This is a genomic window from Photorhabdus aballayi (assembly GCF_026153155.1).
GTDB lineage: Bacteria > Pseudomonadota > Gammaproteobacteria > Enterobacterales > Enterobacteriaceae > Photorhabdus > Photorhabdus luminescens.
This window is the reverse complement of the sequence record NZ_JAPFCD010000004.1, coordinates 166580-190227: the sequence shown is the minus strand read 5'-3', so window position 1 is coordinate 190227 and position 23648 is coordinate 166580. Positions and strand designations below refer to the sequence as shown.

The window sequence follows — 23648 nt, the reverse complement described above, 5'->3', positions numbered from 1 at the left end:
AGAATCCGTCAAATTCGTCTTTCATAAAATTCATCTTTCATATTAAATTTCGGATAGAAAAACCCGCACCTAGGCGGGTCTAAATATTCTTTAGTGAGCATAGCTACAATTCCCCACTATTTGGAGAGATTACGCCAAGTTTATGCAAAACGCAAGCCCTCTCTTTTTTATCGCGTTACTTTGCTAAATTCAGATGCTGCTCTGCTTTCCTCGATATCACATTTCGCCACCAGCTTTTCATAAAATGGCTTCCAGTTACGTGACCAGCTTGATTGGGTTAACTCTGGCAAAAGAGCCTTAATGGCTGTATATGCCACTGAGGATGGCACCCGGCTATAACCGCGACCAGAACAACGCTCACAGATTTTAATCACTGGCGCACCCGTAGCTTTGGTTGCTTCACGATCAACGACTTTCCCGGTACCGTTACAACGGCAACGGCTTGATACAATCCCTTTGCCGTTACAAGGAGAGCAAAGTTCATCTACCCACTCAGTTTCTACGCGTTGCTCTATTACATCCTTATATCCCGCATATTTAATCATATCACGCTGAACGGATATTAGCCCACGCCCATTACAATGTGTGCATGTGCTGGTTGTAGCGGCTGATCGGGAATATTCCTCAAAAGCCATTTTTGCCAATATCACCAGGCATTTTCCTGACTGGCGCCCACTCGCTTTGGTAATGAGTTTGGGTACCTGACGTCTGGCATACAAAGTCAGTTGCTCAACGGTTCGTATGGTATCTTCATTGCTGACGCCGTGTTTGCCGAAGAACGCCGCCATTCCAAATTCAGCCTTAGACTCGGCCATGCCTAATGCCGCCATGATATCAGTACCGGTGATCCTGTCCGTTGACGTGCATTTAGACGAATGATTGATTGCCAGTCCTTTCGGGCTGAAATGTTTTAGTGCTGATTCTAATTTCATGCGGCACATTCCCCTACCAGATTCAGGATAATCTTGTCGGTCAGTTCTGAGCGGTCATGGAATCGCTCTTCGGACAGTACCCACTTACAAACGTCTATCGCTTCCTGACGGTTCATGGCCGGGATGACTGCCAAACGCCCCTCAAGATAATCTTCCCGGTCATAGAGATAATTTCTCTCATCAATGCCGTATCCACCGGGATCAAGTTCTTTAGCCGCCACATTGCGCATCTGATACAACCAATCCCAATAAAGGAACTCACGAATAACATCAGACAAGGTATGCGGCTCTGGGAGTTGTTCAGTGAAACCCTTGGCCGTCGCCTTGCGTAATTTATCCGTTTCATTAACGCGATCACCATACATACACCCCTCTGCTTGCTCTTTCTCGTTCCAGTAGTAGAAAGGTTCATAAATTTCTGCCAGCTCCCCCACCAGCATTAATTTTTCTGGTTCGGTCAGTTCCAGCGCAGCCTCATAGCTTGCAAAAGAAGCCCTGACCTTAACCGCCTCCTTGATCTGCTCTTTCGCCCGGTCAATATAGCCTTGTGGGTTGTCCATACTTATCGTGCCAAACGCAATCTGAAAGGCATGCACTCCTGACTTCATCAGGTAATCGGAATATTTTTTCTGTGCCTCTTTGGGGGTGATTTTTAGTTTCTTCAACGCTTCCTCGGCGGCGTCAAGATGTGCGGACTCGTTAGTTTTAATAACTTCCAATACCCACAGGTAAGCATCCACCTGTTTGTTTCCGGTAATCTTCCTCTGAACAGGCAACGGCTTCACGGTTGCCAGTGCCGTGCTGTAACGGGGTTCAGGAATAGTGAAAAGGGCTTTGTGCGCTAAGTTGTCCGTCATTATTTTTTCTCCCGTTGCTTCTTCATAAATACCAACTCCCTGACTTCATCACCGTCGATGAGGGTGTCATTGAAATCACCATGATCAGGCCAGCGAACACTGACCTTTTCTAACTCGTTATTTGCCAGCAGGTTCTTATGTGCGCACTCCATAGCGGCGTCATGACCTGCGGCGTTCCAATCCATATCCGCGAAGATAATGAGATGCTTAACCCCATTAGGCACCAGAAAGCGCTTCATATAATTGGTGTTTACCACTGACCATGTATTAACACCGTATATCTGCTTGCATGACAGTGCCGTTTCCACCCCTTCGGCTATTCCCAGTGCTGATGAAACTGGAAACAGGCGAATAGCAGGTGACACGGCATAGTTGCGATAATTTTCTTCCTGTGTCGCATCCAGTTTTTTCTGCGGCGTAATGTCAGCCTTTTTGTCACCGTCGAGATAAGTACGATGCAGGTAACACAGCGTTCCTTTGGCATCCGTAACCAGTGACCAGAGGGCTTGTAGTTTCCCTTTGTGGGTGGGCTGATCGGGGCAATACTTCATATTGTCAGCAGGCAGAATATGAATGCCTCTGTTCCGTAAATAAGCCTCCCCCTGCGTCCCTTTCAGGTTGAGAATATTGGGGTAACAGGCCGTTACCCGACTCCTAAAGGCCGTGATATCAGTTTCTTTTTTAACCACACTGCGCTTGTCGGACTGGATACCCAAAAAGGCGTCGATCTCATTCGCCAGCGTTCCGAAATCTTTTTTCTGCGTCAGCGAAAGTAATTTCCACCCATCACCAGTATTACAAACGCAAATAAAGGTTCCGCGCCCATCTTGATCATCACAGCGGTATTTTCCCTTCTGACCGCAAATAGGACATTTGCCCTTGTAATGCTTTTTCCCTGTGATGGGGGGTAAACCGTAATGCTCAAAAACTATCGACCATTTTCCGATAACGGCATCCGTTGTTTTCATAAGCTACCTCCCTGCGTGGCTGAACTGAGTTGCCTTTTCTCCTGACTTTTTGCATAAGCAATCTGTTTCCATTTGATGAAGTTATTGACTTCCGGTGTCAGCTCCTGCGGGGTGTTATGCAAACCGCGTGGATAGACGCCGAATTTGTCTTTAAAGGTATTGCCTACCCAACCATCACTAAGGATCTTCCCCTGTGCTGCCCGCTGGTTCTGGTAATACTTCAACTGTGAATAAAAGCTCTGTTTCTCAGCCTGCGTATAAACATGCGCTTTATTGCTAAGCTTTTTCAGTCCACGGGAGCGATCCACTTCAACATCTTCACCGCTTAAGGGCTTAAATCCACACTTGGGGCAGGCATAAACACCTGCGGGTTTCATGTAATGACAAGAGGGACACTCCTTCGGCAGCTTTTCAGCTTTATCGCTGTCAGTACGACGAGAAGCCTCTTTCATTCCGTCACTTTTAGATGGCAGCTCGTCATATTCGATGTCGTCTGGATAGCCAAGTCGGTGAACCGTGCCGGAGTGATCGAAGATAAGGCACGCCTCCTTACCCGGAGCAGCCCTTAAGCCTCTGCCAAGACTTTGAGTCCATCTGATTTCTGATTTGGTAGGCCGGGCGTAGATAATGCACCGGACGTCACTATCAAATCCCGCTATCAGTGTACTAACACTCACCAAAATTTTTGTTACACCCTGTTCAAACCGATGGATGATGATTTGTCTTTCTTCCGGGGGCGTCTCAGCAATGATCACCTCGGCATTGACACCGGCTTTGTTAAATTCGACTGTAACAAAATTGGCATGGGCCACGTTGACGCAAAAACAAATCGTCGGTTCATCGTTACCGTTCTCCAGCCAGTTCCTGACGATATCGCCCACCAGCGTTGAATCCCCCATGATCTCGGCAAGCTGGTCTTCTTTGTAATCCCGCCCAAAGTCATCGTTTGATGTCAGTTTTACGCCTTTCAGGTCCGGCTTGGTGGGGGCATAAAATTCATAACTGCTAAGTTCGCCTTTAGCGATAAGCTCCTTCATCGTTGTTGGTTTCAAAAGCTGTTGATAATAGTTTCCCAGAAACGGGGAGAATGGCGTTCCTGACAGGCCGACAACCTTTACTCCGGTGTTCTCTGCAAGATATTGAATGACCTCAAGCAGTTTTTTACGGCGCAAATGGGCCTCGTCAATGATCAACAAGTCGATGTTGTCTGGCATGTCACGACGAATAAGCGTGTCAGCCGAGGCAATCTGAATTAGCCGGTTCGGATCATGGGGCTGGTAATCCCGCCATACGTAGCCAATTTCTTCCTCTGGCAGTCCGTACTGAATAAACCGGGTAGCAGTCTGACGCACCAAAGTTAAGTAAGGCGCGACAAACATCACCCGCATTCCGCGAGAGACGAAACCGGCTGTGATGAATGCCGATAAGCCTGTTTTACCGCTCCCAGTAGGCGCATATACCATGAATGTACTGTGCTGCTTCCAGTTCTGGCGCAACATGGACAAGGCGCGGCTCTGGGTTGTATTTGGGGTGATCGTCAGCATGTTTTACTTCCCCCATTCCCTTGAAGCGGATTTGGTGACATAATCGCTCACAGGTGCTGAATTCTCTGTGGTGCCCGCAAGAGCCGGTGTTTGACTCGCCAAAGTTTCGACCGGTTTCTTGCCTCCCTTAATTTTTAGTCCTTTTTTCCACTCGTTGATAATCCGCTTACTGTCCTCAGCATGTTCACGCGCAGGCATATCGTTGTATTGACGCTCATAGTCAATTTGATGGAAATAGGGATTAACGATGACCGGCGCAACGATACCCACCGCACGTTTGACATCTTCGTCAGTCGGTACGCGGTCAAGATATTTTTTGAAGGTTAATTCGCCGGTATCCACTAAGTGGTCAGTGATTTTTTTCAGTTGCTTAACGGCGCGAAATACCCCCTTCACGCTGTCGTTATTCGCTGACGGCATGGCTTCACCCTCAAACATCTCCCCGTCAATGAACAACGGAATGCTGTCGATAAATGCGTTACGGCAGAGGAATTTATTCACCTCGGCTGTCGTGATAATCGGATAGGCTTTAACTAACCCGAACAGCGTTACCGCCATTGGCTCATCATGCCATGAGCTCTTGCCTTTTCCGTTTCGGATAGCGGCAATCAATGCGTCCTGATGCTTGAGACTCAGCAGGTCATAATCACCCACCACGAGGTAGTGAGTGCTCAGCGCTTCCAGATCCACCGGTTTTGCATGGCTGTTGTGGGGCTTATGAGGTTTGTGAGGTTTATGTGTTTTCCGTGCCGGCGCGTTGGCCTTGACCATAGCGGCGGCTTCAGACTCTGACATGCCCGCAGCGATTAATTCAGCAACGGCTCGTGCCGGCTTCCAGCTCACAAGAGCACGATGTTTTTTGATAATCTTTTCTGCTTTTTCGTTTTTGATAATCATTCTCATTTGTCCTAAAAAAAATAAGGGGGTACTTATTTAATACTTTTTCCTGACTGCCACTTTTTTGGGTTTTTTTGGGGCTTTTTACCCACTTTGATAATTATTCTCATTTGACTGTTTCCTCATGGTTAGCCCTAGTGATCCCCTCACCACCGCTCCCACAGCCAGAAGACACAGCCTTTTCCGTACTGCCTGATACCACCGCGATCATCCTGCCACCTCCGATTGGGGCTGGTTCTCTGGCTGTGCTTTCGGTGCCCTAAGCGGCTTCTCGGTATAACCCTGACTCGCTCTTGCATACTTCCTGACAAACTCCCTGAGCCTGATGTTTGCCGCCCGTCTCGCTGCGTTATCTTTCCGATACGAAACCGGTTCTTCATCCCATGCGATTTGATAAACCTCGGCATACTTAACCGTGATTTTTGCCCGTGTAGCCGGATCAAGACTCAACAACATCTCCTGTATCCACTTGCCGTCATCAGGAAAATATTGAGATGGCATTGATACCTGTGCGTAATTAGGGAACATGGTTAATAATTTCCGGGCGGTGGAAATACCTTTGGAAGATCTGGACGTAATTCGTGAGGTTGAACTTCGCCTTTTGTAAGGTCCACAATGTCAAGAACAGATGAAACAGAAACGCGCTTCTTTCCATGCAACCAAGCGCTAACTAATGACTGTCGACACCCTAATGCATTGGCAAGTATTGTTTGATTACCTACAATTTTTATAGCCTTTTCTACCGCAAGATTTTTCATACTCCATCCTCTCATTAACTCCATAGTGATATTAATATCACCAAAAAGATAAATCAATCACTATAGTGTTTTTGCAAAGATATCACTTTAGAGATAGAATTAACAAAACTTATTGAAGAGGTGGGTATGACATTCGCGAAAAGACTAAAAGAAGCAATGAGAAAGAAAGACTTCACGCAGTCTTCTCTTGCCAAAGAAGTAGACATGGCTCAGTCCATGATATGGAAATTAACCACAGGAAAAGCGCAGAGCACTACTAAAGTTGTTGATTTAGCTAGGGTTCTCGGTGTACGCCCAGAGTGGCTTAGTGATGGCAGCGGTCCCATGCACCCAGATAACTCGCCCGCCTCAGTGGTGGTAAAGTGCACTAAATCATTTCCTGTAAAAATCTATGATGCCGATAGTGATACAGGGGATACAATTATGATTCCGGGATTCTTTGAATCATCTGACACATACAGAGCGTATAGAATCACCCAAAATACTGGCTGCGCAGAAGCTCCAGAAGGTTCTTTAATTGTAATCGATAGATCAGAAAAAGCAGCTAACAATGATTTGGTATATGCGCGCATAGGAGAAAACTACTCTGTATATCGTTTTGTACAAGGTGGTGCTTTCGGCTTTCTATCGGTTGATGACTCTAGGGTACCATTAACTCCTATTAGTCCTGACGTTGAATTAGTGGGTGTTATTGTATACCTGTTCCGCGATATGAAACGAAGACGATAATAACCCCGTTCAATTTCGATTGCTGTAGCATAAATCCCTGGGTGCGTTCGCAATAGTTCTGGCATTCTTTCCCCTTAAGGTACTGTTTAGACGTACAGTACCTTAATTTTTAACTAAATCATTACAATTATCAAGATAAAAAAACATTTTTTGTTTTTTAACAAAAATTTCTTTTATTTCAATCTCATAAAATAAAAAATAAATTTTTATCACTATAGGTCTAGAATAATTAAAACCATAGTGATAGATTAAATACCACCAAGGTGATAGTTTTAATCACCAGAAGAAACAGAAGTGGCTGAATGAGCAGGAACAACAATAAACACACCGAGGTATGATTATTATGTTCAAGAAGACTTTTATTTTTTCAGCAATAAAACGCTATAACATGGAGACAGATCATGCGTAAACCAATCACTTTAGATGATGCAAGATATCGTTCCGGTTTAGCCTGTTCACTCTATGAAGTCATTACAAGTATGGCTGACAAAGAAAAATGTTCAGGTGAGTTGTGCGAACTAATTGCTCTTGTATGTGATATTAACCATGAAATCAACTGCTCCCTTGAGTCCGTACTGGGAGCAAGCAAGCCTAATCTTGACTGAATTAATTTAAAAATGGCTCTGGTGTTTGATTGGCGTCGGGTACCAGAGCCTGAACAGAATAAGCACTTTGAGGCATGATTACTATGTTCAATACAAATACTAACATAAAGACTTTTATTTTTGCAGTCAAAAAACACGCCGATACTGAACAGCTCATTGTCAAAGTTAAATACGTAGCTGAAAGTTATCAGCAAGCCAAAGATGCGTTATCCGAAATGTTTTCAGGATATTTCATTGTATGGATGGGCCAAATTAATAATGAGGTGAAACATGCTTAATACAACATTGTTTTCACCACAGGTTGTCAATGTAACTCCAGCTAAAATTATTTGGGAAAGCTACATTGCACTCCATGATCAATTTGTGGCCGTAGTTAATAGCCAGTCAGATCTTGCTGACAATGACGATTTCTTTAATGAATTAGTTAAGCTTAAAGATATTTACGATGAACTTGATACCTCATCAAAAAACAAAGGCAGGCCGGACAGTCTTTTACTCTTGGAAGTAATTAAACAACTTACCAATTTAATTGACATTGCGAACATAACAACAATAAATAAAGAGAGGCGATTATGTTTGATTTAAAAAAAGCTATGTTTGATTTAGAGACCGCTTTCTCATATACAGAGGTAAAGACAAAACAAATAGAAGCACTTCTTCACATATGGCAGGAATCATATAAAAAAGACTGTGATGAATCTTATGCTATCGGTGCAATACAAGATCTGGTTTTCGGACTGATAAAAGAAATTGAAACAATGGGGAGGCAAATAGAAAAGATTAAAAGCCAAAAGGAACCTAAAATAAATATATCTAGCGAACAGTATATTGACGCTCTCAGTAAAACCGGGCGATTAAGAAAAGGGTTTACTAATGCTACTGTCAAAAATAGTCCAGTCATACCTTAATTAAAGTCAGGAGTTGTAAAAATGTACGAAGTTGAAATTATCTATCTCTCAATTAACAGTCAGGCGACAACGCTCTGGGTTGAAGCCGATAATGACGATGAAGCAAAATGCGAAGTCGAATTATTAAAAGGTATATTTGATGAAGTTAATGTTGAATTCAGATTGACGGGGGTAAAAAAATAATACCTGAAAATAACAACCGTGCATGCTGAATTAACAATGCAATAATCAGTTAACTTTTAATTACAGCTTAATGGCTGAGGATTGTCTCAGCCTGAAATCAGGATTGTATTTATGAGTAATCAAACATTAATTGAACGTTACAGAAATCGTTTAATAGCAGCAAAACTTGATGCAATGATGAAAAAGACCGGTAGTTATTGCATTGCTGTTAGTCTTCATGATGGCTCTATGTGTACTATTGAATTATCAGAGGAGATATTAAAGAAAGCTTTACATGTGTTTTTCGAAGTTCCTGCTTATAACGAATATAAGCGAGATAAAGCTAATAACTATATTTTAAATAGCTACGGTGATTATCTGTCAAAATATGGGGATAAGTTAACAAATGAAGGTGATGACTTTATGCAAGCCCTCGTTAAGTTAATTGCAGAAAGGGCTAAACACGGTGGATTTTCACCAGAATATACCTTTCAGTAAATAAGGACTCATAGTGAATATTACCCATTTTAATTTCTCACAGAGAGCTATTCAAAGTGAGCATGAAGAAAAATATGAAATTGCGGCGGTTCTCTGGAATAAAGTCGCTGAACATGCCAAGAAGCAAATTAATTGTGAATGGGCTGAATATCGCGTTGAACTGAATTTAAAACGTCATTCATTGCATGAACGCTATGAACAATGGCAGGCCGATAACAAACAACGCCGCAAAAAAGAGAGAGAAGCGAAACAACTCGCTGATGCTCTAAAGATCCATATCGATAAAGCGGAGGGTTCGTAATGGGCTGTCAAAACAAACCGCATACATCTGGTGTGACTTCTGTCAGTCGGGAATCCAGAGTAACCCACAATCGCAGGCAGGCACGCAAATTAACACCGGAAGAGTTCCTGTCACTGGATGCAGTGAAAGAGTATCTCGCGATTTATCCCGATAGTGTCAGGCGTGATCCCGACACTGATGAAATCTGGTTAAACAAAACGCTAATGATTATGTACCTGGACCTGTGCCAAGAAAAGAAATTCAAGAAAGCCTTACTTAAGGCAATGAAAAAGCAAGAGGTATGAAAATGACCAATATAACCACCAGCAATCAGCCAATGATGAGCAGTCGTGAGATTGCTGAGCTAACAGATAAGCGTCACGATAACGTTATTCGTGACATCCGGGAAATTCTGAAAGCCGTTTATAACATTGAATTTGATTCCTCATTTTTGAGGAATCATAGAAATCAACAAGTTATGTTTACTGCGGGAATTACTGTTGTTATTGATGAGAGGGGCTTTATCAGTGAAATTCTCCTTGATCGCCGAAATACCGAAATCCTGATTACCGGATATGACGTAAGACGTCGGGCCTCCATCATTGATCGCTGGTTTGCTCTGGAGTCTGGCGCCACAAAACCAAAATCCCAGGCTGAACTTAATCTTGCTTACGCCTTAGCACAAGTGGAACAGGAACGCCGCCTTAACCAAGTTGAAGAAAAAGTTGAAGAGGTTTCTGAAACCATCGAACGCATTAAGCAAGGCGCAATTCCTAGCGGATGGGTTGGCTACTCCCTCCTCCGCGTTAAATGCGGTTTGACCGATGCTAAGTGCCGGACGCTGGCAGAAGTCTACAACGTACCAACGGACAGCATCACCATCCTGACGCCAGACGGCCAGCCTCGCCCGATGAAAATCGTATTTGAGGAAGACTTCATGAGCGCATTCCGCCTGATGATGAGCGAAGCTGAACAACGCAAATCCAAATGGTATCACCCCAAAATGGGTCTGTTTCAGGTTATCGGCTGGGAGGGTAAGTAATGAACAAACATCACACTGAAATAGCATTTGATTACGGCAAGCATGGCGTCATTGTCATCACTGATGCGGCGAACAGCAAAATCATGAGTTATGCAGAAGCATTGGTATCGTTGGACGCCGGCCAATATGACAATGATTTATTGCTGGGCTTTGAATTGGTATCGGCTATTTCTCATGGCTGGAAAGCGGGCTTCCATGCGCCGACCAGCGATCAACGGTTGATGTTGTGGCGATGGGTTGTATCAGCCTCGTTTGTGCGAGAGCAAATAGACAGAAACGGTACTCGTGAAGTTGATAACGACAAAGGCGGCACCGATACCGCAGCGATTTACGTTAATGGTGTATCTGCAATCACGGTCTACCCATTAGTAGAGCGCGTGATGTTAGCAACCCATATTGAAGGGATCGCCTTTGAGCGGTCCGGTAGCGAAGACGGGGCAGATATGGCGGTCAGAATGTACATGGATTTTATCAATATGCAGCCGGAGAGCGGTAACTGGTTATCTGAGAAAGGGCGCGAGGGGCTTTCTATCTTGCATGATGCATTAATCAAAGCGGCAGAGGCTGGCGAGTTTGACTCTATGCCCGTCCTTCATTGACAGGAGAATCACATGATTATTGATACCAATTTATTACGCGCCGCACTGGTCTGTGCAGCCAAAGAAAAACTGGCGGAAAAATACCCTGGATTAACCGGGGTGCATATATCACGTAAATATATTGAGGCTGCTAACGGGCATGTTGCTGTTCGTATGGAGCACAACATTGATACCGATATTGATCTGATTATTCGGTTTGATGGCGATATTCCAGAAGCCGCTGAAAACACAAAGATAGACTTAGACGGAGGTAGCAAGGCATTTCACTATGATGAAGAGGGTCGCTTGTTTGGCTTTAATAATCTGAAAATACTGAATGGTCGTTTTCCTGATTTTGACAAAATCATCCCAACAGAGAAGCAGGATGTTATGCCGTTCTTTCGCACCGAATATCTGTCCTACCCCTCTCAGATGTTTGGTGGGGTGGGAACGATGATAATGGAGCCATCCGGCATGAAGACAGCTTGCCGCTTTCGGTTCTGCCCGTTGACGAACAAGTATTACGGCAACCCTGTTTTTATAGTCATGCCCTGCCCAGAGGATATTTTCGAAGTAATAGAGCGGGAAATGAGGGGATGGGAATTATGAAAATCAAATACCTCGATGAAGGTATGGTTTCAAAAATCATTGTGACCAGCTTTATAACTGAGTGCCGCAAGCATAATCGTTGTGTCGATGCCGCCCTGTTAATGGTACCTGTTCGCGCTCGGTCTGCTGGTTTTCTATTAAGGAAAACCACTATCACAGGCAAAACAACGCATGTATTGCGGGCATACAAAATCCTTTTTAGGGAGGCGCACGGTGACAGAAGAATGGGAACAAGTTAACTGTCTGTAACGGATTAGCAAAAGCGTTCGAATTCGGTACACCAACAAAACGAAGCAAGGGGCTATTTCTGCCAATGAGGTTCAACATGAAAACCGGGGAACCGGGCACTGATATTGTCCAGTTGCATTCTGGTGAGTTTGTTGGCAGTGGCATTATGCTGAATTACTGCCCTTTTTGCGGGCAAGACATAGATACCGTTAGTCACCAGAGGAAAAAGTATGATCAATAACTCATTCCACTTAACCCAAGTAATAGCCTCGGCATGGGGAGATCCATCGGGAGATCCATCTAATATCACCGAAGCGGTTTGGAATGCCGGTTACAGAAAGGCTGACAGAACACCAGAAGAGATGGCATTAGTGACACTTAAAGTCATCGAATATTCTTATTACAGCGATATTGTGTATGAGTATTGGCCCAAAGACTTAGAAGCCGTACTTGCTGCTGAACTGAACTTTCTGATTGATGATCTTGTCTGGAGTGACAAGACAACTCCGGCAACGGTAGCAAGGATAATTTTGGAGAATGGTTATCAGAGAGGCGAGAAATGAGCATGGAAAGATTGTACAAAGATGATGATTTATTGACCCCCGAACAAGTTTGTACCTTATTAGGGGGAATTACTCAAAAAACATTGGCGGATTGGAATAATCACCATCGACATAAAAAAATATTAGCGCCTATCAGGTTCACAAATAAAGTCGTCCGGTACGAGTATAAGAATGTTATTGCATTTAAAGAAAAATGCAGAAGCATGTATTAGCCCCTTTTCCTTCGTAAGAGGGTTACATGTGTCATTATACTGTTTTCATGAGCTTCAAATGCTTGCCGTTTTAGCGATATTTCTTCTTGTAATATCTCGTCAGAAAAATCGTAATGCTCGGCCATAGGATCTGAATTTTTATTAGAATGATGCATGCATAAAAGGCTAATCTCCTTCGTATCAGAACGAGAATGGCCTTTTGCCCTCATCTGGGCGATGATGTTACTTTTCAAGAACTTTCTACACATTGTATTGAATGCCTTAGACTTTCCTTTTACCGTTCCATCATGGACAACTCCTTTCAGCGCATTATCAGGACTATGGGTTTTTATCAGCTTATCTAACGAACGTTTCGCGAATGGTTGCGTTATATTTCTTGGCTGCAAAAATACATAGTCCTTGTTGCACCCATTTACAGAATCACGCCACGCTTTTTGCTCATCAATTATAATTTTCAGCATTGGCGTGATTGGCAATCGAAACTCTTTTTGGGTTTTCATTGCTCCGCGCATCCCTGTTAACCCAGCAGGGTAGATAATTTCTCCAGCATCTTCGTTAACATATTCCCATCGCAAATTAGCCACATTGATTGGCCTGACGCCAGTTAGAATCATATAACGAATCGCATTTTTTTGATGGACAGAAGTACATGCCGCAACGTTGACCCATAATTGCGCAATAGACTCTATATCTGTAAATCGACGGGTAGGAGTGGGACGTTGTACGCGGGAAGAAATATAGTCGTCTGGAATACTAGCAGCGATATTTTTACCACCACAATGTAAGGGGGCCGCAAATTTCCAGAATCTCCGTAGTTCTGCAAATAACTCGTAAGCTTGATTGTTAGATTTTGTTTCAATCCATAAATCAAGAGCTTCAATTAAGCGCTGGTAAGTGACATTACTAAAGACTTCCCGCGAACTGAATGATTCTTTTAATTGTTTTATTCTGCAATTATATGTATGGAAACTATTTTCACCAAGTTTCATTCTAGCGACTTTTGCTCGCAAGTCATTTTCATATGAAGCAAGGACCTGATGTACGGATTCCGCCGTCAATCCTTCCTTCGCAAGTTCCTGTGCATTTTCTCTGGCGATAGCTAAAGTTAACTCCGGCCACTCTCCCAATTTCCGACCCTTTAATCCCATATTTTTCGGGTATTCGGCGTAGATTGTAACCTTTCCTGCCTTACTAAAATCTATCCTCAGATAGTTTTCTTTTTCATACTTAGATCGACGTGGTTTACCTAATTGTTTTAATATAACCTTTGCAGCCGTAACACAGGTTTTTATGTGTGAGCTTGTGTACGGGGGCTTGCAAGAGTCCCAACTCTTTAATGCGCTTAAGTATTCGTCATTTTTAGAGTGCTTAACTGTTTGTGTTACTGTATTTTTCATCGAAAAATCCTGTAATATCATCATATTGATATTTATGTTCACACATTACCGCTTTTCATCTCCTTAAAATAGGCATGTGTTGCGGTTTTGTGTTACGGAAGAAGGTTTTCCAATGTAAAACATACTGTATGAAAACACAAGACACGGACAAAAGTAACGAATACGAAAGCATTTTAATTCATTGATTTACAGATATAATTTTCACAAAAGATTGAAATGTCGTTATTAATCAAAAAAAGCTGTATCAATTGTGATATGTGTGAGCCCGAATGTCCCAATCAGGCAATATCGATGGGAGATGAAATTTATGAGATTGATGCCGACCGTTGTACTGAATGCATCGGTCATTATGATACGCCAACTTGTCAATCAGTCTGTCCGATAAATAATACCATTATCACCGATCCAGACCGACAAGAAACAGAAGAGCAACTGTGGGATAAATTTGTATTACTGCATCATGCAGATAAAATCTGAAATTAACGCTCAAGAATAACGGTTGCACAGGCATAGCGACGCTCATCGGCCAATGTCACATGCAAAGAGGTCGCTCCTAATTGATGAGCCAACGCTGCCGCCGCGCCATAGAGCCGCAAAATCGGTTTTCCCAGTGCATCATTAACCACTTCAAACTGGTTAAATGCCAGCCCATTACGGATACCGGTTCCTAATGCCTTTGCTGCGGCCTCTTTTACCGCAAAGCGTTTAGCCAAAAAACGAACCGGTTTTTCATGTTGCTGGTATTGCTCCCATTCTAATTCACTGAGAATGCGTTTTGCCAAGCGCTCGCCTGAGCGCTCGACAACCCCTGCAATACGGGCAATTTCAACAATATCTGTACCTAACCCAATAATAGCCATTAACGGCGAGCTTTCCGCATTTGGGTTTTCATATCTGCCACCGCAGCAGTCAAACCACTGAATACCGCACGTCCAATAATGGCATGACCAATATTCAACTCATAAATTTCTGGCAGAGCAGCAATACGTTGTACATTATGATATGTCAGCCCATGACCGGCATTAACCGTTAGACCTTTACTCGCTGCATAAGTCGCGGCTTCTTTAATACGATGAAATTCTTTTTCCTGTTCTACTTCATTTTCTGCATCGGCATAAGCACCTGTATGAATTTCAATGAAAGGTGCGCCAACTTCACTAGCCGCATCAATTTGTCGATGTTCCGCATCAATAAATAACGAGACAAGAATACCCGCATCAGATAGACGCTTAACCGCCGCAGCAACCTTATCTTTCTGACCAATAACATCTAAGCCCCCTTCTGTTGTCACTTCCTGCCGTTTTTCAGGCACCAAACAGCAAAATTCAGGTTTAATACGACAGGCAATATCTACCATTTCATCTGTCACGGCCATTTCAAGATTCATCCGCGTCTGGATGGTTCTCTGCAACAGTTCTACATCCCGATCGGTAATATGACGGCGATCTTCACGTAAATGAATGGTGATACCATCTGCTCCCGCCTGTTCCGCAACAAAAGCCGCTTGGACCGGATCAGGATAATTGGTGCCACGAGCATTGCGCACCGTCGCAATGTGATCGATATTCACGCCTAATAATACTTCAGCCACATTTATCTCCTGTAGTCATATTAGAATATGACAAGTTTACACTTTCCATCTTGAAGAGAAACAAATTCATTAGTTTTCTTTCTTTTCAGGCTTCTGACGTACAAATTGCCGAAATAATTCACGACTTTTTAGCGGCTTACCACCGAGATAAGGCTTTAATGCAATACGCGTAAAACGCTTTGCTGCCTTTAATGTCTCAGAATCAGGGAATTCACGAGTTGCCAGTGATTTTAATTCGCGCCCGGTAAAACTGTAATGATCAACAACCAAGCTAGCGATAAAGCCTTTTTCTTCTCTATAACGGTAGGTCATCGTGTCAGCTACAGGTTCGCCACTGCCCGCACAATGCAGATAATCAACGCCATAACCAAGATTTGCCAGCAACGCTAGTTCAAACCGACGTAATGCATATTCCGGGGTATATTCACTGGCAGCAAGAACCTGCAAACATTGGAGATAATCAAAGAATAAGGCGGGATAAGCCGTTCCTTGTTCAAGCACTCTTGACAGCAATTCATTGATATATAAACCGCTGTACAACACGCTGCCAGTAAGAGGAAGGGCCAGAGAGATAGGATCTGCATCACGCAGCGTTTTAATTGCTCCCCGCCCACTCCAACGAACCAGCAATGGGGTAAAGGGCTGCAAGCAGCCTTTCAAATTGGAACGACGGCTACGTGCGCCTTTTGCCAACACGCTAATTCGCCCTTCATTTTCAGTGAACAGATCCAGTAACAGGCTAGTTTCACTGTAAGGGCGACCATGCAGAACAAAAACACGTTGCCAACCGTCCACAGAGATCCTTATTTCAGATCATCGACATAGCCCAAGCTACGTAACGCCCGCTCATCATCAGCCCAACCCGCTTTAACTTTAACCCACAGTTCTAAGTGGATTTTTACATCAAACAGCCTTTCCATATCCTGACGGGCTTCAGTACCAATGGTTTTGATTTTACTACCTTTATTGCCAATAACCATTTTCTTCTGACCTTCACGCTCAACCAGAATCAAACCGTGGATATTGTAACCACCGCGCTCATTCGCCACGAACTGCTCAATTTCAACTGTGACAGAATACGGCAATTCTTCACCAAGGAAACGCATAAGTTTTTCCCGAATAATCTCAGAAGCCATAAATCGCTGAGAACGGTCAGTAATATAATCTTCCGGGAAATGGTGAGTCGCTTTCGGGATATATCCGCGCACAATTTTGGCAATCGTATCAACATTCATGCCTTTTTCAGCGCTCATCGGGACAACATCAAGAAAACTCATCTGTTTACTGAGAAAACCAATATGCGGCAACAAACTGGTTTTATCGGTTACGTTATCCACTTTATTGATAGCCAGTAAAACCGGACAACGCAGATTACGCAGCTTGTTCAGTACCATGTCGTCATCCGGGGTCCAATGAGTCCCTTCGACAACAAAAATAACTAACTCCACATCACCGATAGAACTGCTGGCTGCCCGGTTCATCAGCCGGTTAATCGCCCGTTTTTCTTCAATATGTAATCCAGGTGTATCCACATAAATAGTCTGATACGCACCTTCTGTATGGATACCCATAATACGGTGACGAGTCGTCTGCGGTTTACGGGACGTAATAGATACTTTCTGACCTAAAAGCTGATTTAGCAGCGTGGATTTCCCCACATTAGGCCGTCCAACTATTGCAACAAATCCGCAATAGGTTTCTTGTTCGCTCATTCAAGCTCCAGTTGTTTTAATGCTTGCTCAGCCGCTGCCTGTTCCGCTTTGCGGCGGCTGGAGCCTGTTCCTTTAACTGGCTGTTCGATACCGCTCACTTGACAGTGAATAGTAAATTCTTGGTCGTGAGCTTCACCACGAACCATAACAACCAGATATGATGGCAAAGGCAGATGATGCCCTTGCAAATATTCCTGTAAACGGGTTTTTGGATCTTTTTGTTTGTCGCCAGGGCTGATTTCATTCAAGCGGGTTTCGTACCATCTCAGAATAATTCTTTCAATCATCTGGATATCGCTATCAAGGAAAATCGCGCCAATCAATGCTTCAACGGTATCAGCCAGTATTGATTCACGACGGTAGCCGCCGCTTTTCAGTTCTCCCGGCCCTAAACGAAGGCATTCACCTAATTCAAATTCCCTTGCCAACTCAGCCAGTGTATTACCACGCACCAGTGTGGCGCGCATGCGGCTCATATCCCCTTCATCAACACGAGGAAAACGATGATACAACGCATTGGCAATAACAAAACTCAGAATTGAGTCGCCAAGAAATTCCAGCCGCTCATTATGTTTACTGCTGGCACTACGATGAGTTAACGCCTGTATCAGCAGATCATGCTGATCAAAAGTGTACCCCAGCTTACGCTGCAATCTGTTAATTACAATGGGATTCATGTGCTACCAATATCGGTCAGAATTCGTCAAGTAAAAACGCACACGCAACAAACCTGTTCAGAAACCCTGACAAAACTGTTGCGTTTGCACTGGCTCCTCGTAGGAGCCAGTCATTAAGTTTGAAAGGACATTCTACACTGCGAGTAAAATTAATGCTTCGCTAATATAAAAATATTAATTAATTCCACCAATACGGCTGAAGCGAACTCCGGTAGGCCATTCTCCTTCCTGTTTTTCAAAACTCATCCAGATAGCTGAAGCGCGGCCGACCAGATTCTTCTCAGGAACAAAACCCCATACACGGCTATCAGCGCTATTATCACGGTTATCGCCCATCATAAAATAGTGGCCTTCAGGCACAATCCACATTCCCTCTGGCAAGCCAGGCTGACGGAAATTAGGTACCGATAGTACACCTGGAATCTCCAAAATATGGTGGGTTACCGCGTCCAGATTCTCAATCCGTTCACCCTGCCGCATACTGTAAGGCGGCAACGTTTCTTCAACAGGGATTTGGAAAACACCTACCTTTTTCAAACTTTCACCCTTGGAATCGACACCATACTGCTGCATTGTCCATTCACTTGGGAATAGTGAACCGTAAGAAACCGGTAATTCTTCCTGACAATTCCCTGTTTTGCTGCAATTAGAAAAAATACGCAACTCTTTCTTTGCCGGATCATAAATAATTTTATCGCCCGGTAAACCAACCACCCGTTTGATGTAGTCAAAACTCGGGTCCAACGGGTATTTAAATACGGCAACATCGCCACGCTTTGGTTTGCCAGTCTTAATCAGTGTTGTTTGAGTGATGGGATCTTTCAATCCGTATGAATATTTCTCCACCAGAATGAAATCGCCAATCAATAAAGTCGGCATCATGGAACCCGATGGGATCTGAAAAGGCTCATAAACAAAGGAGCGCAGGATCAGAACCACGGCTAACACAGGAAAAATAGATGAACAAGTATCCACCCATGTTGGCTTGTTAATAGTCTCAGCCAAATGCTCCTGATCCATTGTACCTTCAGTCAACTCTTGCAATCTGGCAAGTTTTTTCTTGCGCGCTGGTGCCCATTTGAAACGATCAATACACCAAATAATGCCGGTGACTAACGTTGCCAACGTTAGGATCAGGGCAAAAGTGTTAGCCATTTAGACTCCTTAAGCTTATTAATTGTCTTTACCAACATGAAGAATGGCTAAGAAAGCTTCCTGTGGTAACTCAACGTTACCCACTTGTTTCATTCGTTTCTTACCCTCTTTCTGTTTCTGCAATAGCTTTTTCTTACGGCTGACGTCACCACCATAACACTTCGCCAAGACGTTTTTACGCAATTGCTTCACTGTTGAGCGAGCAATAATATGATTACCAATCGCAGCCTGAATTGCGATATCGAACTGCTGACGAGGAATAAGTTCTTTCATCTTCTCCACCAGCTCCCGGCCTCGGTACTGTGCATTGCCACGGTGAGTAATCAACGCCAATGCATCAACTCGTTCACCGTTAATCAATACATCCACACGAACCATATCAGATGACTGGAAACGAGTGAAATTATAATCCAGCGAAGCATAACCACGAGAGGTAGATTTCAATCGATCGAAGAAGTCCAAAACCACTTCTGCCATCGGTATTTCGTAAGTTAGCGCAACCTGTTTACCGTGGTAAACCATGTTGGTTTGCACACCGCGTTTCTCAACACATAATGTAATGACGTTCCCCAAGTACTCCTGAGGCAACAACATATGACACTCAGCAATGGGTTCACGCAGCTCTTCAATATTATTCAGCGGCGGTAGTTTAGAGGGGCTATCCACATAGATAATTTCGCGGTTAGTTGTCTCCACTTCATAAACAACCGTCGGCGCCGTTGTAATCAGGTCGAGATCATATTCACGTTCCAGACGCTCTTGAATAATCTCCATATGCAACAGACCAAGGAAACCACAACGGAAACCGAAACCTAGCGCAGAAGAACTTTCCGGCTCATAAAATAGCGAAGCGTCATTCAGACTCAATTTACCCAATGCGTCACGGAACCCTTCATAGTCATCAGAGCTAACAGGGAACAGCCCGGCATAAACCTGTGGCTTCACTTTTTTAAAGCCCGGAAGCGGTTTTTCCGCAGGTTGACGGGACAGTGTCAAGGTATCCCCAACAGGTGCGCCAAGAATGTCTTTAATCGCACAAACTAACCAGCCCACTTCGCCACAACCTAACACATCGCGATCAACACGCTTAGGGGTGAAAATGCCGAGGCGATCGGCGTTATATACCTGACCAGTACTCATTACCTTGATTTTATCACCCTTACGCAAGGTACCGTTTTTAATCCGCACCAGAGAGACAACACCAAGGTAGTTATCAAACCATGAGTCAATGATAAGCGCCTGTAACGGCGCATCAGGATCGCCTTCCGGCGCTGGAATCTCTTTAACCAAGCGCTCAATGACGTCTTGTACACCAACACCCGTTTTAGCTGAACAGCGCACTGCATCGGTAGCATCAATACCGACAATATCTTCGATCTCTTCCGCTACGCGCTCAGGTTCTGCCGCTGGCAAATCGATTTTGTTCAGCACAGGAACAACTTCTAGATCCATATCCAACGCGGTATAACAGTTAGCCAGCGTCTGGGCTTCCACTCCCTGTCCCGCATCAACCACCAGCAATGCCCCTTCGCAGGCAGCTAGTGAACGGGAAACTTCATATGAGAAATCAACATGCCCCGGCGTATCGATAAAGTTTAATTGATAGAGTTGCCCATCATTCGCCTTGTAATCCAAGGTAACACTTTGGGCCTTAATGGTGATACCACGCTCACGCTCCAGATCCATTGAATCTAGCACTTGCTCTGCCATTTCACGATCTGTTAAGCCGCCACAAATTTGAATAATACGGTCAGATAACGTCGACTTACCGTGGTCAATGTGAGCAATAATGGAGAAATTTCGTATTTGCTTCATTATAAATATTTTTCTGCCTTGATATTTCTGAATCATTCGCCTAATGGACACACAGAGGGACATAAAGCGACAGTTTATTAGGTCGGCCACCGGCCTGAAAGGCTGTATTCTACATGCCAAATCTACGAAAACCTAGTCATGCCTGCGGCTTTAAGGTACGAATTATTAGACGTTTTGGACGATTAAAATAGATTTATTCTCGATGCTGAATGTGAATAACATCAGGAGGCAAGCCGATTTGTAAAACGACAGGTTGATATTCCTGCCGATTATCCCAGTAAGCGGCGATTCTGCGGGCAAAGAAGAATCCTAGCGCGCCGCCTAAAACACCACCACAAAATACCCACAATTGATTGGTTACCCATAACTGAAAAAGTGCGCCGCCAAGGAATAACCCAATAAGCGGGGTCAAATAAACCAGTAATGCGGAACGCAGCAAACTCCCTTCGGGTATCCCAACTTCTACTTTTTGCCCCGGTTGCAACGGTTGTAAAATCTCAAGTTCAAGCTGATGTATGCCATCAGGTCCTAATTTATTGAGTAAATAAGAACCACATGTTGCTCGCGCCTGACAACTGCCGCAGCCAGAAGAGGAACCATAACGCAATAACGCCCGTCCCTGCTGCCAGTGAACTACTGTTGCCCACTCTTTGACCATCAGTCAGCTCCTATAAAGGCGACGCCAGCGGCGACACGCTTGGCAGTTGCCAATGGTAATTCACCAATAATTGTCACCTCATTTGCTCCACGTATCACACTATAAATCGTTCGGGGCCCACCACGGAGAGGATATTCCAACTTGCCGGTTTTATCAGTGTTAGTCACATTCACCGAAAAGCTAAACAAGCCATCACTGAACATAATGGATTCAAGTGAGTCACTATTTGGCAATTTACGACGGTTACGCGAAACCTCAACGAAACCAGCCGGCAATTTACCTACTTTCCAATTAAATACAACTTTCTCTGACGGTGGAATGACCAGCATTGGCGGCATATTCAAACGCGTAATCACACTCATTGCATCAGTGATATCCCCACCGATGGTGGAAGAAACAACCCTAAATTGCTCAAGCGCCTCACTATCACGATCAAGTAAATCAATACGTAATGGTAAATGAGTTTCTTCGTCGATCAGTAAAATATAATTATAACGCACTTCATCTTTGGAGGTTATGCGTACAACCCGACAAGGCCTATCACCGATATGGGTACGACCAACGTCAATGAAATTGTAATATTTTTTCAACTGATTGAAGTCAGCAAAAATGACGGCCGGCAAATAATCAATAATATGATTACCGCTAAGACTGAAAGCATCCAATCCAGGCTCAAAATAACTGATCTCATTACCACGCTGGACAATCTCCCTACGAGAACCATCCATCTGCATAATCTGAGCAATTGGAATATCATTGATAACGGCGTGGCGATAACGAACGGAGACGATAGATTGCTGGTTGAGATTAATAAAAGCAAGCTCGTAAGTCAGAGATTGAGTAGCATTACCCATCTCCTGCAACAAAACCTCAGCGCTGCTAAGCTGCGCCGAGGCTTGTAAAGGAGCAAACAAACAACCCGCCAGCAAACAGACGGAAAACCAAATATGTTTCATTACTGCTATTGCATTCCTAAAGATTGCGTTCCGGGAACCGGAATCGCAACCTGTGGTGGCATTCCCCGTTCGTCATTTTGCTTAAAATGCACACGGCGATCGAGTTCATATTGTTGCAGCATGATGTTAATACGTTTATTACGTTCCTGCATTTGAATGCGTTGATCACTACCAAACATATCGTCACCGGAAGGCACCCCCAAGCTCACCGGAGAAGCCGATCCCATCATTGGCAAGGTGTTAAATGCGGGCGTATCAGATTGATATTCAAGATCCTCAGCACTATGACTGTTGTACTGCTGTACACCAACCAATACTGCCAACGAAACACAAGCTGCAACACTCACTTGAACCATTTGACTCGCCCAAGGGCGAAGTTTTTGCCAGAATGGCATTTTTTGCCAGCTCTCTGGTTGAGGCTGAGATTCAGGAATAGCCCCAGGAGTGGAATGAATCGGCTCTTTTTCAAGTGCCAATGCAACCCGACTAGCAATATCCAGATGCAATACTTCTGTCACATCACCGCGCAATGTGTCACGGATCAAGTGGTAATTTTCCCAGCGTTTCTGCATTACAGAATCTTTAGACAAAATACTAACGACTTCACTATCAAGAGTTTCGCCATCCATCAACGCGGAAAGTTTTTCTCTTTGCATGCCAAAGTACCCTTCAGTATTGTTCCACTATTTTTAATTTTAAATCAGTGGTTGAATGTTATCATCAATGGCTTCCCTTGCACGGAAGATACGGGAACGAACCGTGCCTACCGGACAACCCATAATGGTAGCTATTTCTTCATAGCTTAACCCATCTAATTCCCTCAGCGTTATTGCTATTCGCAAATCTTCGGGAAGAGATTCAATGGTACGGAAAACCACCTGCCTCAATTCTTCTGACAACATTAAATTCTCAGGGTTCGAAATTTCTTTTAATGCACTCGAAATTTCATAATTTTCTGCGTCACTGGCATCCAAATCACTGGATGGAGGACGGCGCCCTTGAGCGGTCAGATAATTCTTCGCAGTATTTACTGCTATACGATACAACCAAGTATAAAAAGCACTATCGCCACGAAACGTGGCCAATGCCCGATAGGCTTTAATAAATGCTTCCTGAGCAACGTCAGGAACATCACCCTGCGGAATATAGCGGGATAAAAGACTCGCCACTTTATGCTGATATCTGACTACCAGTAGGTTAAACGCCTTTTGGTCACCTTTCTGCACTCGCTCGACCAGCATTTGATCCGTTAACTGCTCGCTCATCCGAGGTTTAATCTCCTGAAGCAAAGCTCCACATTGATATTTACTGAACCAA

The 23648-nt window shown here is 44.0% G+C and carries 35 protein-coding genes; 15 read left to right on the top strand and 20 right to left on the bottom strand.

Annotation, left to right across the window (positions count from 1 at the left end):
• Nucleotides 1-167: 167 nt before the first annotated feature.
• From OO184_RS04070 to OO184_RS04040, 7 genes are all read right to left on the bottom strand, one after another.
• Nucleotides 168-932, bottom strand: a complete 765-nt coding sequence (locus tag OO184_RS04070) for an antitermination protein (protein ID WP_265378083.1) — start codon at nt 930-932, stop codon at nt 168-170.
• The gene (locus OO184_RS04065) at nt 929-1792 is read right to left on the bottom strand and encodes a helix-turn-helix domain-containing protein (protein WP_265378091.1); all 864 of its coding nucleotides are present in this window, start codon (nt 1790-1792) and stop codon (nt 929-931) included. The genes OO184_RS04070 and OO184_RS04065 overlap by 4 nt, the downstream gene beginning before the upstream one ends.
• Nucleotides 1789-2757, bottom strand: a complete 969-nt coding sequence (locus tag OO184_RS04060; RefSeq protein WP_265378082.1) for a DUF7146 domain-containing protein — start codon at nt 2755-2757, stop codon at nt 1789-1791. Before OO184_RS04060 ends, OO184_RS04065 begins: the two co-directional genes overlap by 4 nt.
• The gene (locus OO184_RS04055; RefSeq protein WP_265378081.1) at nt 2754-4301 is read right to left on the bottom strand and encodes a DEAD/DEAH box helicase; all 1548 of its coding nucleotides are present in this window, start codon (nt 4299-4301) and stop codon (nt 2754-2756) included. Before OO184_RS04055 ends, OO184_RS04060 begins: the two co-directional genes overlap by 4 nt.
• A gap of 3 nt (nt 4302-4304) precedes the next feature.
• Nucleotides 4305-5198, bottom strand: coding sequence for a hypothetical protein (locus tag OO184_RS04050; protein WP_265378080.1), 894 nt, complete (start codon nt 5196-5198; stop codon nt 4305-4307).
• Nucleotides 5199-5405: 207 nt separating this feature from the next.
• Complete coding sequence (locus OO184_RS04045; RefSeq protein WP_312023682.1) at nt 5406-5726, bottom strand: hypothetical protein; 321 nt, start codon at nt 5724-5726, stop codon at nt 5406-5408.
• Nucleotides 5727-5728: 2 nt separating this feature from the next.
• Nucleotides 5729-5956 (bottom strand): transcriptional regulator, encoded by a 228-nt coding sequence (locus OO184_RS04040; protein ID WP_265378079.1) that lies wholly within the window; start codon nt 5954-5956, stop codon nt 5729-5731.
• 126 nt (nt 5957-6082) lie between these two features.
• On the opposite strand from OO184_RS04040, the gene OO184_RS04035 reads away from it, so the two are divergent.
• From OO184_RS04035 to OO184_RS03975, 13 genes are all read left to right on the top strand, one after another.
• The gene (locus OO184_RS04035; protein WP_265378078.1) at nt 6083-6685 is read left to right on the top strand and encodes a helix-turn-helix domain-containing protein; all 603 of its coding nucleotides are present in this window, start codon (nt 6083-6085) and stop codon (nt 6683-6685) included.
• 401 nt (nt 6686-7086) lie between these two features.
• Nucleotides 7087-7290, top strand: a complete 204-nt coding sequence (locus OO184_RS04030) for a hypothetical protein (protein ID WP_265378077.1) — start codon at nt 7087-7089, stop codon at nt 7288-7290.
• Nucleotides 7291-7373: 83 nt separating this feature from the next.
• Complete coding sequence (locus tag OO184_RS04025; protein ID WP_265378076.1) at nt 7374-7568, top strand: hypothetical protein; 195 nt, start codon at nt 7374-7376, stop codon at nt 7566-7568.
• Entirely contained in the window at nt 7561-7875 is a 315-nt protein-coding gene (locus OO184_RS04020; protein WP_265378075.1) for a hypothetical protein, read from the top strand. Before OO184_RS04025 ends, OO184_RS04020 begins: the two co-directional genes overlap by 8 nt.
• Nucleotides 7863-8198, top strand: coding sequence for a hypothetical protein (locus OO184_RS04015; protein ID WP_265378074.1), 336 nt, complete (start codon nt 7863-7865; stop codon nt 8196-8198). Before OO184_RS04020 ends, OO184_RS04015 begins: the two co-directional genes overlap by 13 nt.
• Before the next feature lie 21 nt (nt 8199-8219).
• Complete coding sequence (locus OO184_RS04010; protein WP_192900914.1) at nt 8220-8381, top strand: hypothetical protein; 162 nt, start codon at nt 8220-8222, stop codon at nt 8379-8381.
• Between the two features lie 111 nt (nt 8382-8492).
• Nucleotides 8493-8858 carry a hypothetical protein gene (locus tag OO184_RS04005; protein ID WP_265378073.1) on the top strand — a complete coding sequence of 122 codons (366 nt, stop codon included), beginning with the start codon at nt 8493-8495 and terminating at the stop codon, nt 8856-8858.
• 13 nt (nt 8859-8871) lie between these two features.
• Entirely contained in the window at nt 8872-9159 is a 288-nt protein-coding gene (locus OO184_RS04000) for an ANR family transcriptional regulator (protein ID WP_265378072.1), read from the top strand.
• Entirely contained in the window at nt 9159-9443 is a 285-nt protein-coding gene (locus tag OO184_RS03995) for a hypothetical protein (RefSeq protein WP_265378071.1), read from the top strand. Before OO184_RS04000 ends, OO184_RS03995 begins: the two co-directional genes overlap by 1 nt.
• A gap of 2 nt (nt 9444-9445) precedes the next feature.
• On the top strand, nt 9446-10180 hold the full coding sequence (locus tag OO184_RS03990; RefSeq protein WP_265378070.1) for a Rha family transcriptional regulator: 735 nt from the start codon (nt 9446-9448) through the stop codon (nt 10178-10180).
• Entirely contained in the window at nt 10180-10779 is a 600-nt protein-coding gene (locus OO184_RS03985; protein WP_265378069.1) for a hypothetical protein, read from the top strand. Before OO184_RS03990 ends, OO184_RS03985 begins: the two co-directional genes overlap by 1 nt.
• Before the next feature lie 12 nt (nt 10780-10791).
• Nucleotides 10792-11367: a beta clamp domain-containing protein gene (locus tag OO184_RS03980; RefSeq protein ID WP_265378068.1), complete on the top strand. Its 576-nt coding sequence runs from the start codon at nt 10792-10794 to the stop codon at nt 11365-11367.
• Entirely contained in the window at nt 11364-11606 is a 243-nt protein-coding gene (locus OO184_RS03975; RefSeq protein WP_265378067.1) for a hypothetical protein, read from the top strand. The genes OO184_RS03980 and OO184_RS03975 overlap by 4 nt, the downstream gene beginning before the upstream one ends.
• 62 nt (nt 11607-11668) lie before the next feature.
• Here the strand turns inward: OO184_RS03975 and OO184_RS03970 are convergent, their stop codons facing one another.
• A complete protein-coding gene (locus OO184_RS03970; RefSeq protein WP_265378066.1) occupies nt 11669-11833 on the bottom strand; it encodes a hypothetical protein in 165 nt (54 codons plus the stop codon).
• On the opposite strand from OO184_RS03970, the gene OO184_RS03965 reads away from it, so the two are divergent.
• On the top strand, nt 11826-12158 hold the full coding sequence (locus tag OO184_RS03965) for a hypothetical protein (RefSeq protein ID WP_265378065.1): 333 nt from the start codon (nt 11826-11828) through the stop codon (nt 12156-12158). The two genes, OO184_RS03970 and OO184_RS03965, sit on opposite strands and share 8 nt — an antisense overlap.
• A 208-nt stretch (nt 12159-12366) precedes the next feature.
• Here the strand turns inward: OO184_RS03965 and OO184_RS03960 are convergent, their stop codons facing one another.
• Nucleotides 12367-13767 (bottom strand): recombinase, encoded by a 1401-nt coding sequence (locus tag OO184_RS03960; RefSeq protein WP_265378064.1) that lies wholly within the window; start codon nt 13765-13767, stop codon nt 12367-12369.
• 216 nt (nt 13768-13983) lie between these two features.
• Here OO184_RS03960 and OO184_RS03955 point away from each other — a divergent pair, with 216 nt between their 5' ends.
• On the top strand, nt 13984-14244 hold the full coding sequence (locus OO184_RS03955) for a YfhL family 4Fe-4S dicluster ferredoxin (RefSeq protein ID WP_049582186.1): 261 nt from the start codon (nt 13984-13986) through the stop codon (nt 14242-14244).
• A gap of 2 nt (nt 14245-14246) precedes the next feature.
• Here the strand turns inward: OO184_RS03955 and acpS are convergent, their stop codons facing one another.
• The 11 genes from acpS to rpoE all read right to left on the bottom strand — a co-directional run bounded on the left by acpS (nt 14247) and on the right by rpoE (nt 23596).
• On the bottom strand, nt 14247-14627 hold the full coding sequence (gene acpS / locus OO184_RS03950) for a holo-ACP synthase (RefSeq protein ID WP_265378063.1): 381 nt from the start codon (nt 14625-14627) through the stop codon (nt 14247-14249).
• The gene (pdxJ, locus tag OO184_RS03945) at nt 14627-15358 is read right to left on the bottom strand and encodes a pyridoxine 5'-phosphate synthase (RefSeq protein WP_265378062.1); all 732 of its coding nucleotides are present in this window, start codon (nt 15356-15358) and stop codon (nt 14627-14629) included. Before pdxJ ends, acpS begins: the two co-directional genes overlap by 1 nt.
• Nucleotides 15359-15427: 69 nt before the next feature.
• Nucleotides 15428-16153, bottom strand: a complete 726-nt coding sequence (recO, locus tag OO184_RS03940; protein WP_265378061.1) for a DNA repair protein RecO — start codon at nt 16151-16153, stop codon at nt 15428-15430.
• Nucleotides 16154-16161: 8 nt separating this feature from the next.
• Nucleotides 16162-17070, bottom strand: coding sequence for a GTPase Era (gene era / locus OO184_RS03935; protein WP_265378060.1), 909 nt, complete (start codon nt 17068-17070; stop codon nt 16162-16164).
• Entirely contained in the window at nt 17067-17747 is a 681-nt protein-coding gene (gene rnc / locus OO184_RS03930) for a ribonuclease III (protein WP_265378059.1), read from the bottom strand. Before rnc ends, era begins: the two co-directional genes overlap by 4 nt.
• 174 nt (nt 17748-17921) lie before the next feature.
• Nucleotides 17922-18902: a signal peptidase I gene (lepB, locus tag OO184_RS03925; protein WP_049582192.1), complete on the bottom strand. Its 981-nt coding sequence runs from the start codon at nt 18900-18902 to the stop codon at nt 17922-17924.
• An 18-nt stretch (nt 18903-18920) separates the two neighbouring features.
• Nucleotides 18921-20717, bottom strand: a complete 1797-nt coding sequence (gene lepA / locus OO184_RS03920; protein WP_265378058.1) for a translation elongation factor 4 — start codon at nt 20715-20717, stop codon at nt 18921-18923.
• 193 nt (nt 20718-20910) lie between these two features.
• Nucleotides 20911-21375: a SoxR-reducing system protein RseC gene (gene rseC / locus OO184_RS03915; RefSeq protein WP_265378057.1), complete on the bottom strand. Its 465-nt coding sequence runs from the start codon at nt 21373-21375 to the stop codon at nt 20911-20913.
• Nucleotides 21375-22331 carry a sigma-E factor regulatory protein RseB gene (rseB, locus tag OO184_RS03910; RefSeq protein ID WP_265378056.1) on the bottom strand — a complete coding sequence of 319 codons (957 nt, stop codon included), beginning with the start codon at nt 22329-22331 and terminating at the stop codon, nt 21375-21377. Before rseB ends, rseC begins: the two co-directional genes overlap by 1 nt.
• A 5-nt stretch (nt 22332-22336) precedes the next feature.
• On the bottom strand, nt 22337-22987 hold the full coding sequence (gene rseA, locus OO184_RS03905) for an anti-sigma-E factor RseA (RefSeq protein ID WP_265378055.1): 651 nt from the start codon (nt 22985-22987) through the stop codon (nt 22337-22339).
• 39 nt (nt 22988-23026) lie between these two features.
• Nucleotides 23027-23596: an RNA polymerase sigma factor RpoE gene (gene rpoE / locus OO184_RS03900; RefSeq protein ID WP_265378054.1), complete on the bottom strand. Its 570-nt coding sequence runs from the start codon at nt 23594-23596 to the stop codon at nt 23027-23029.
• Nucleotides 23597-23648: the final 52 nt, after the last annotated feature.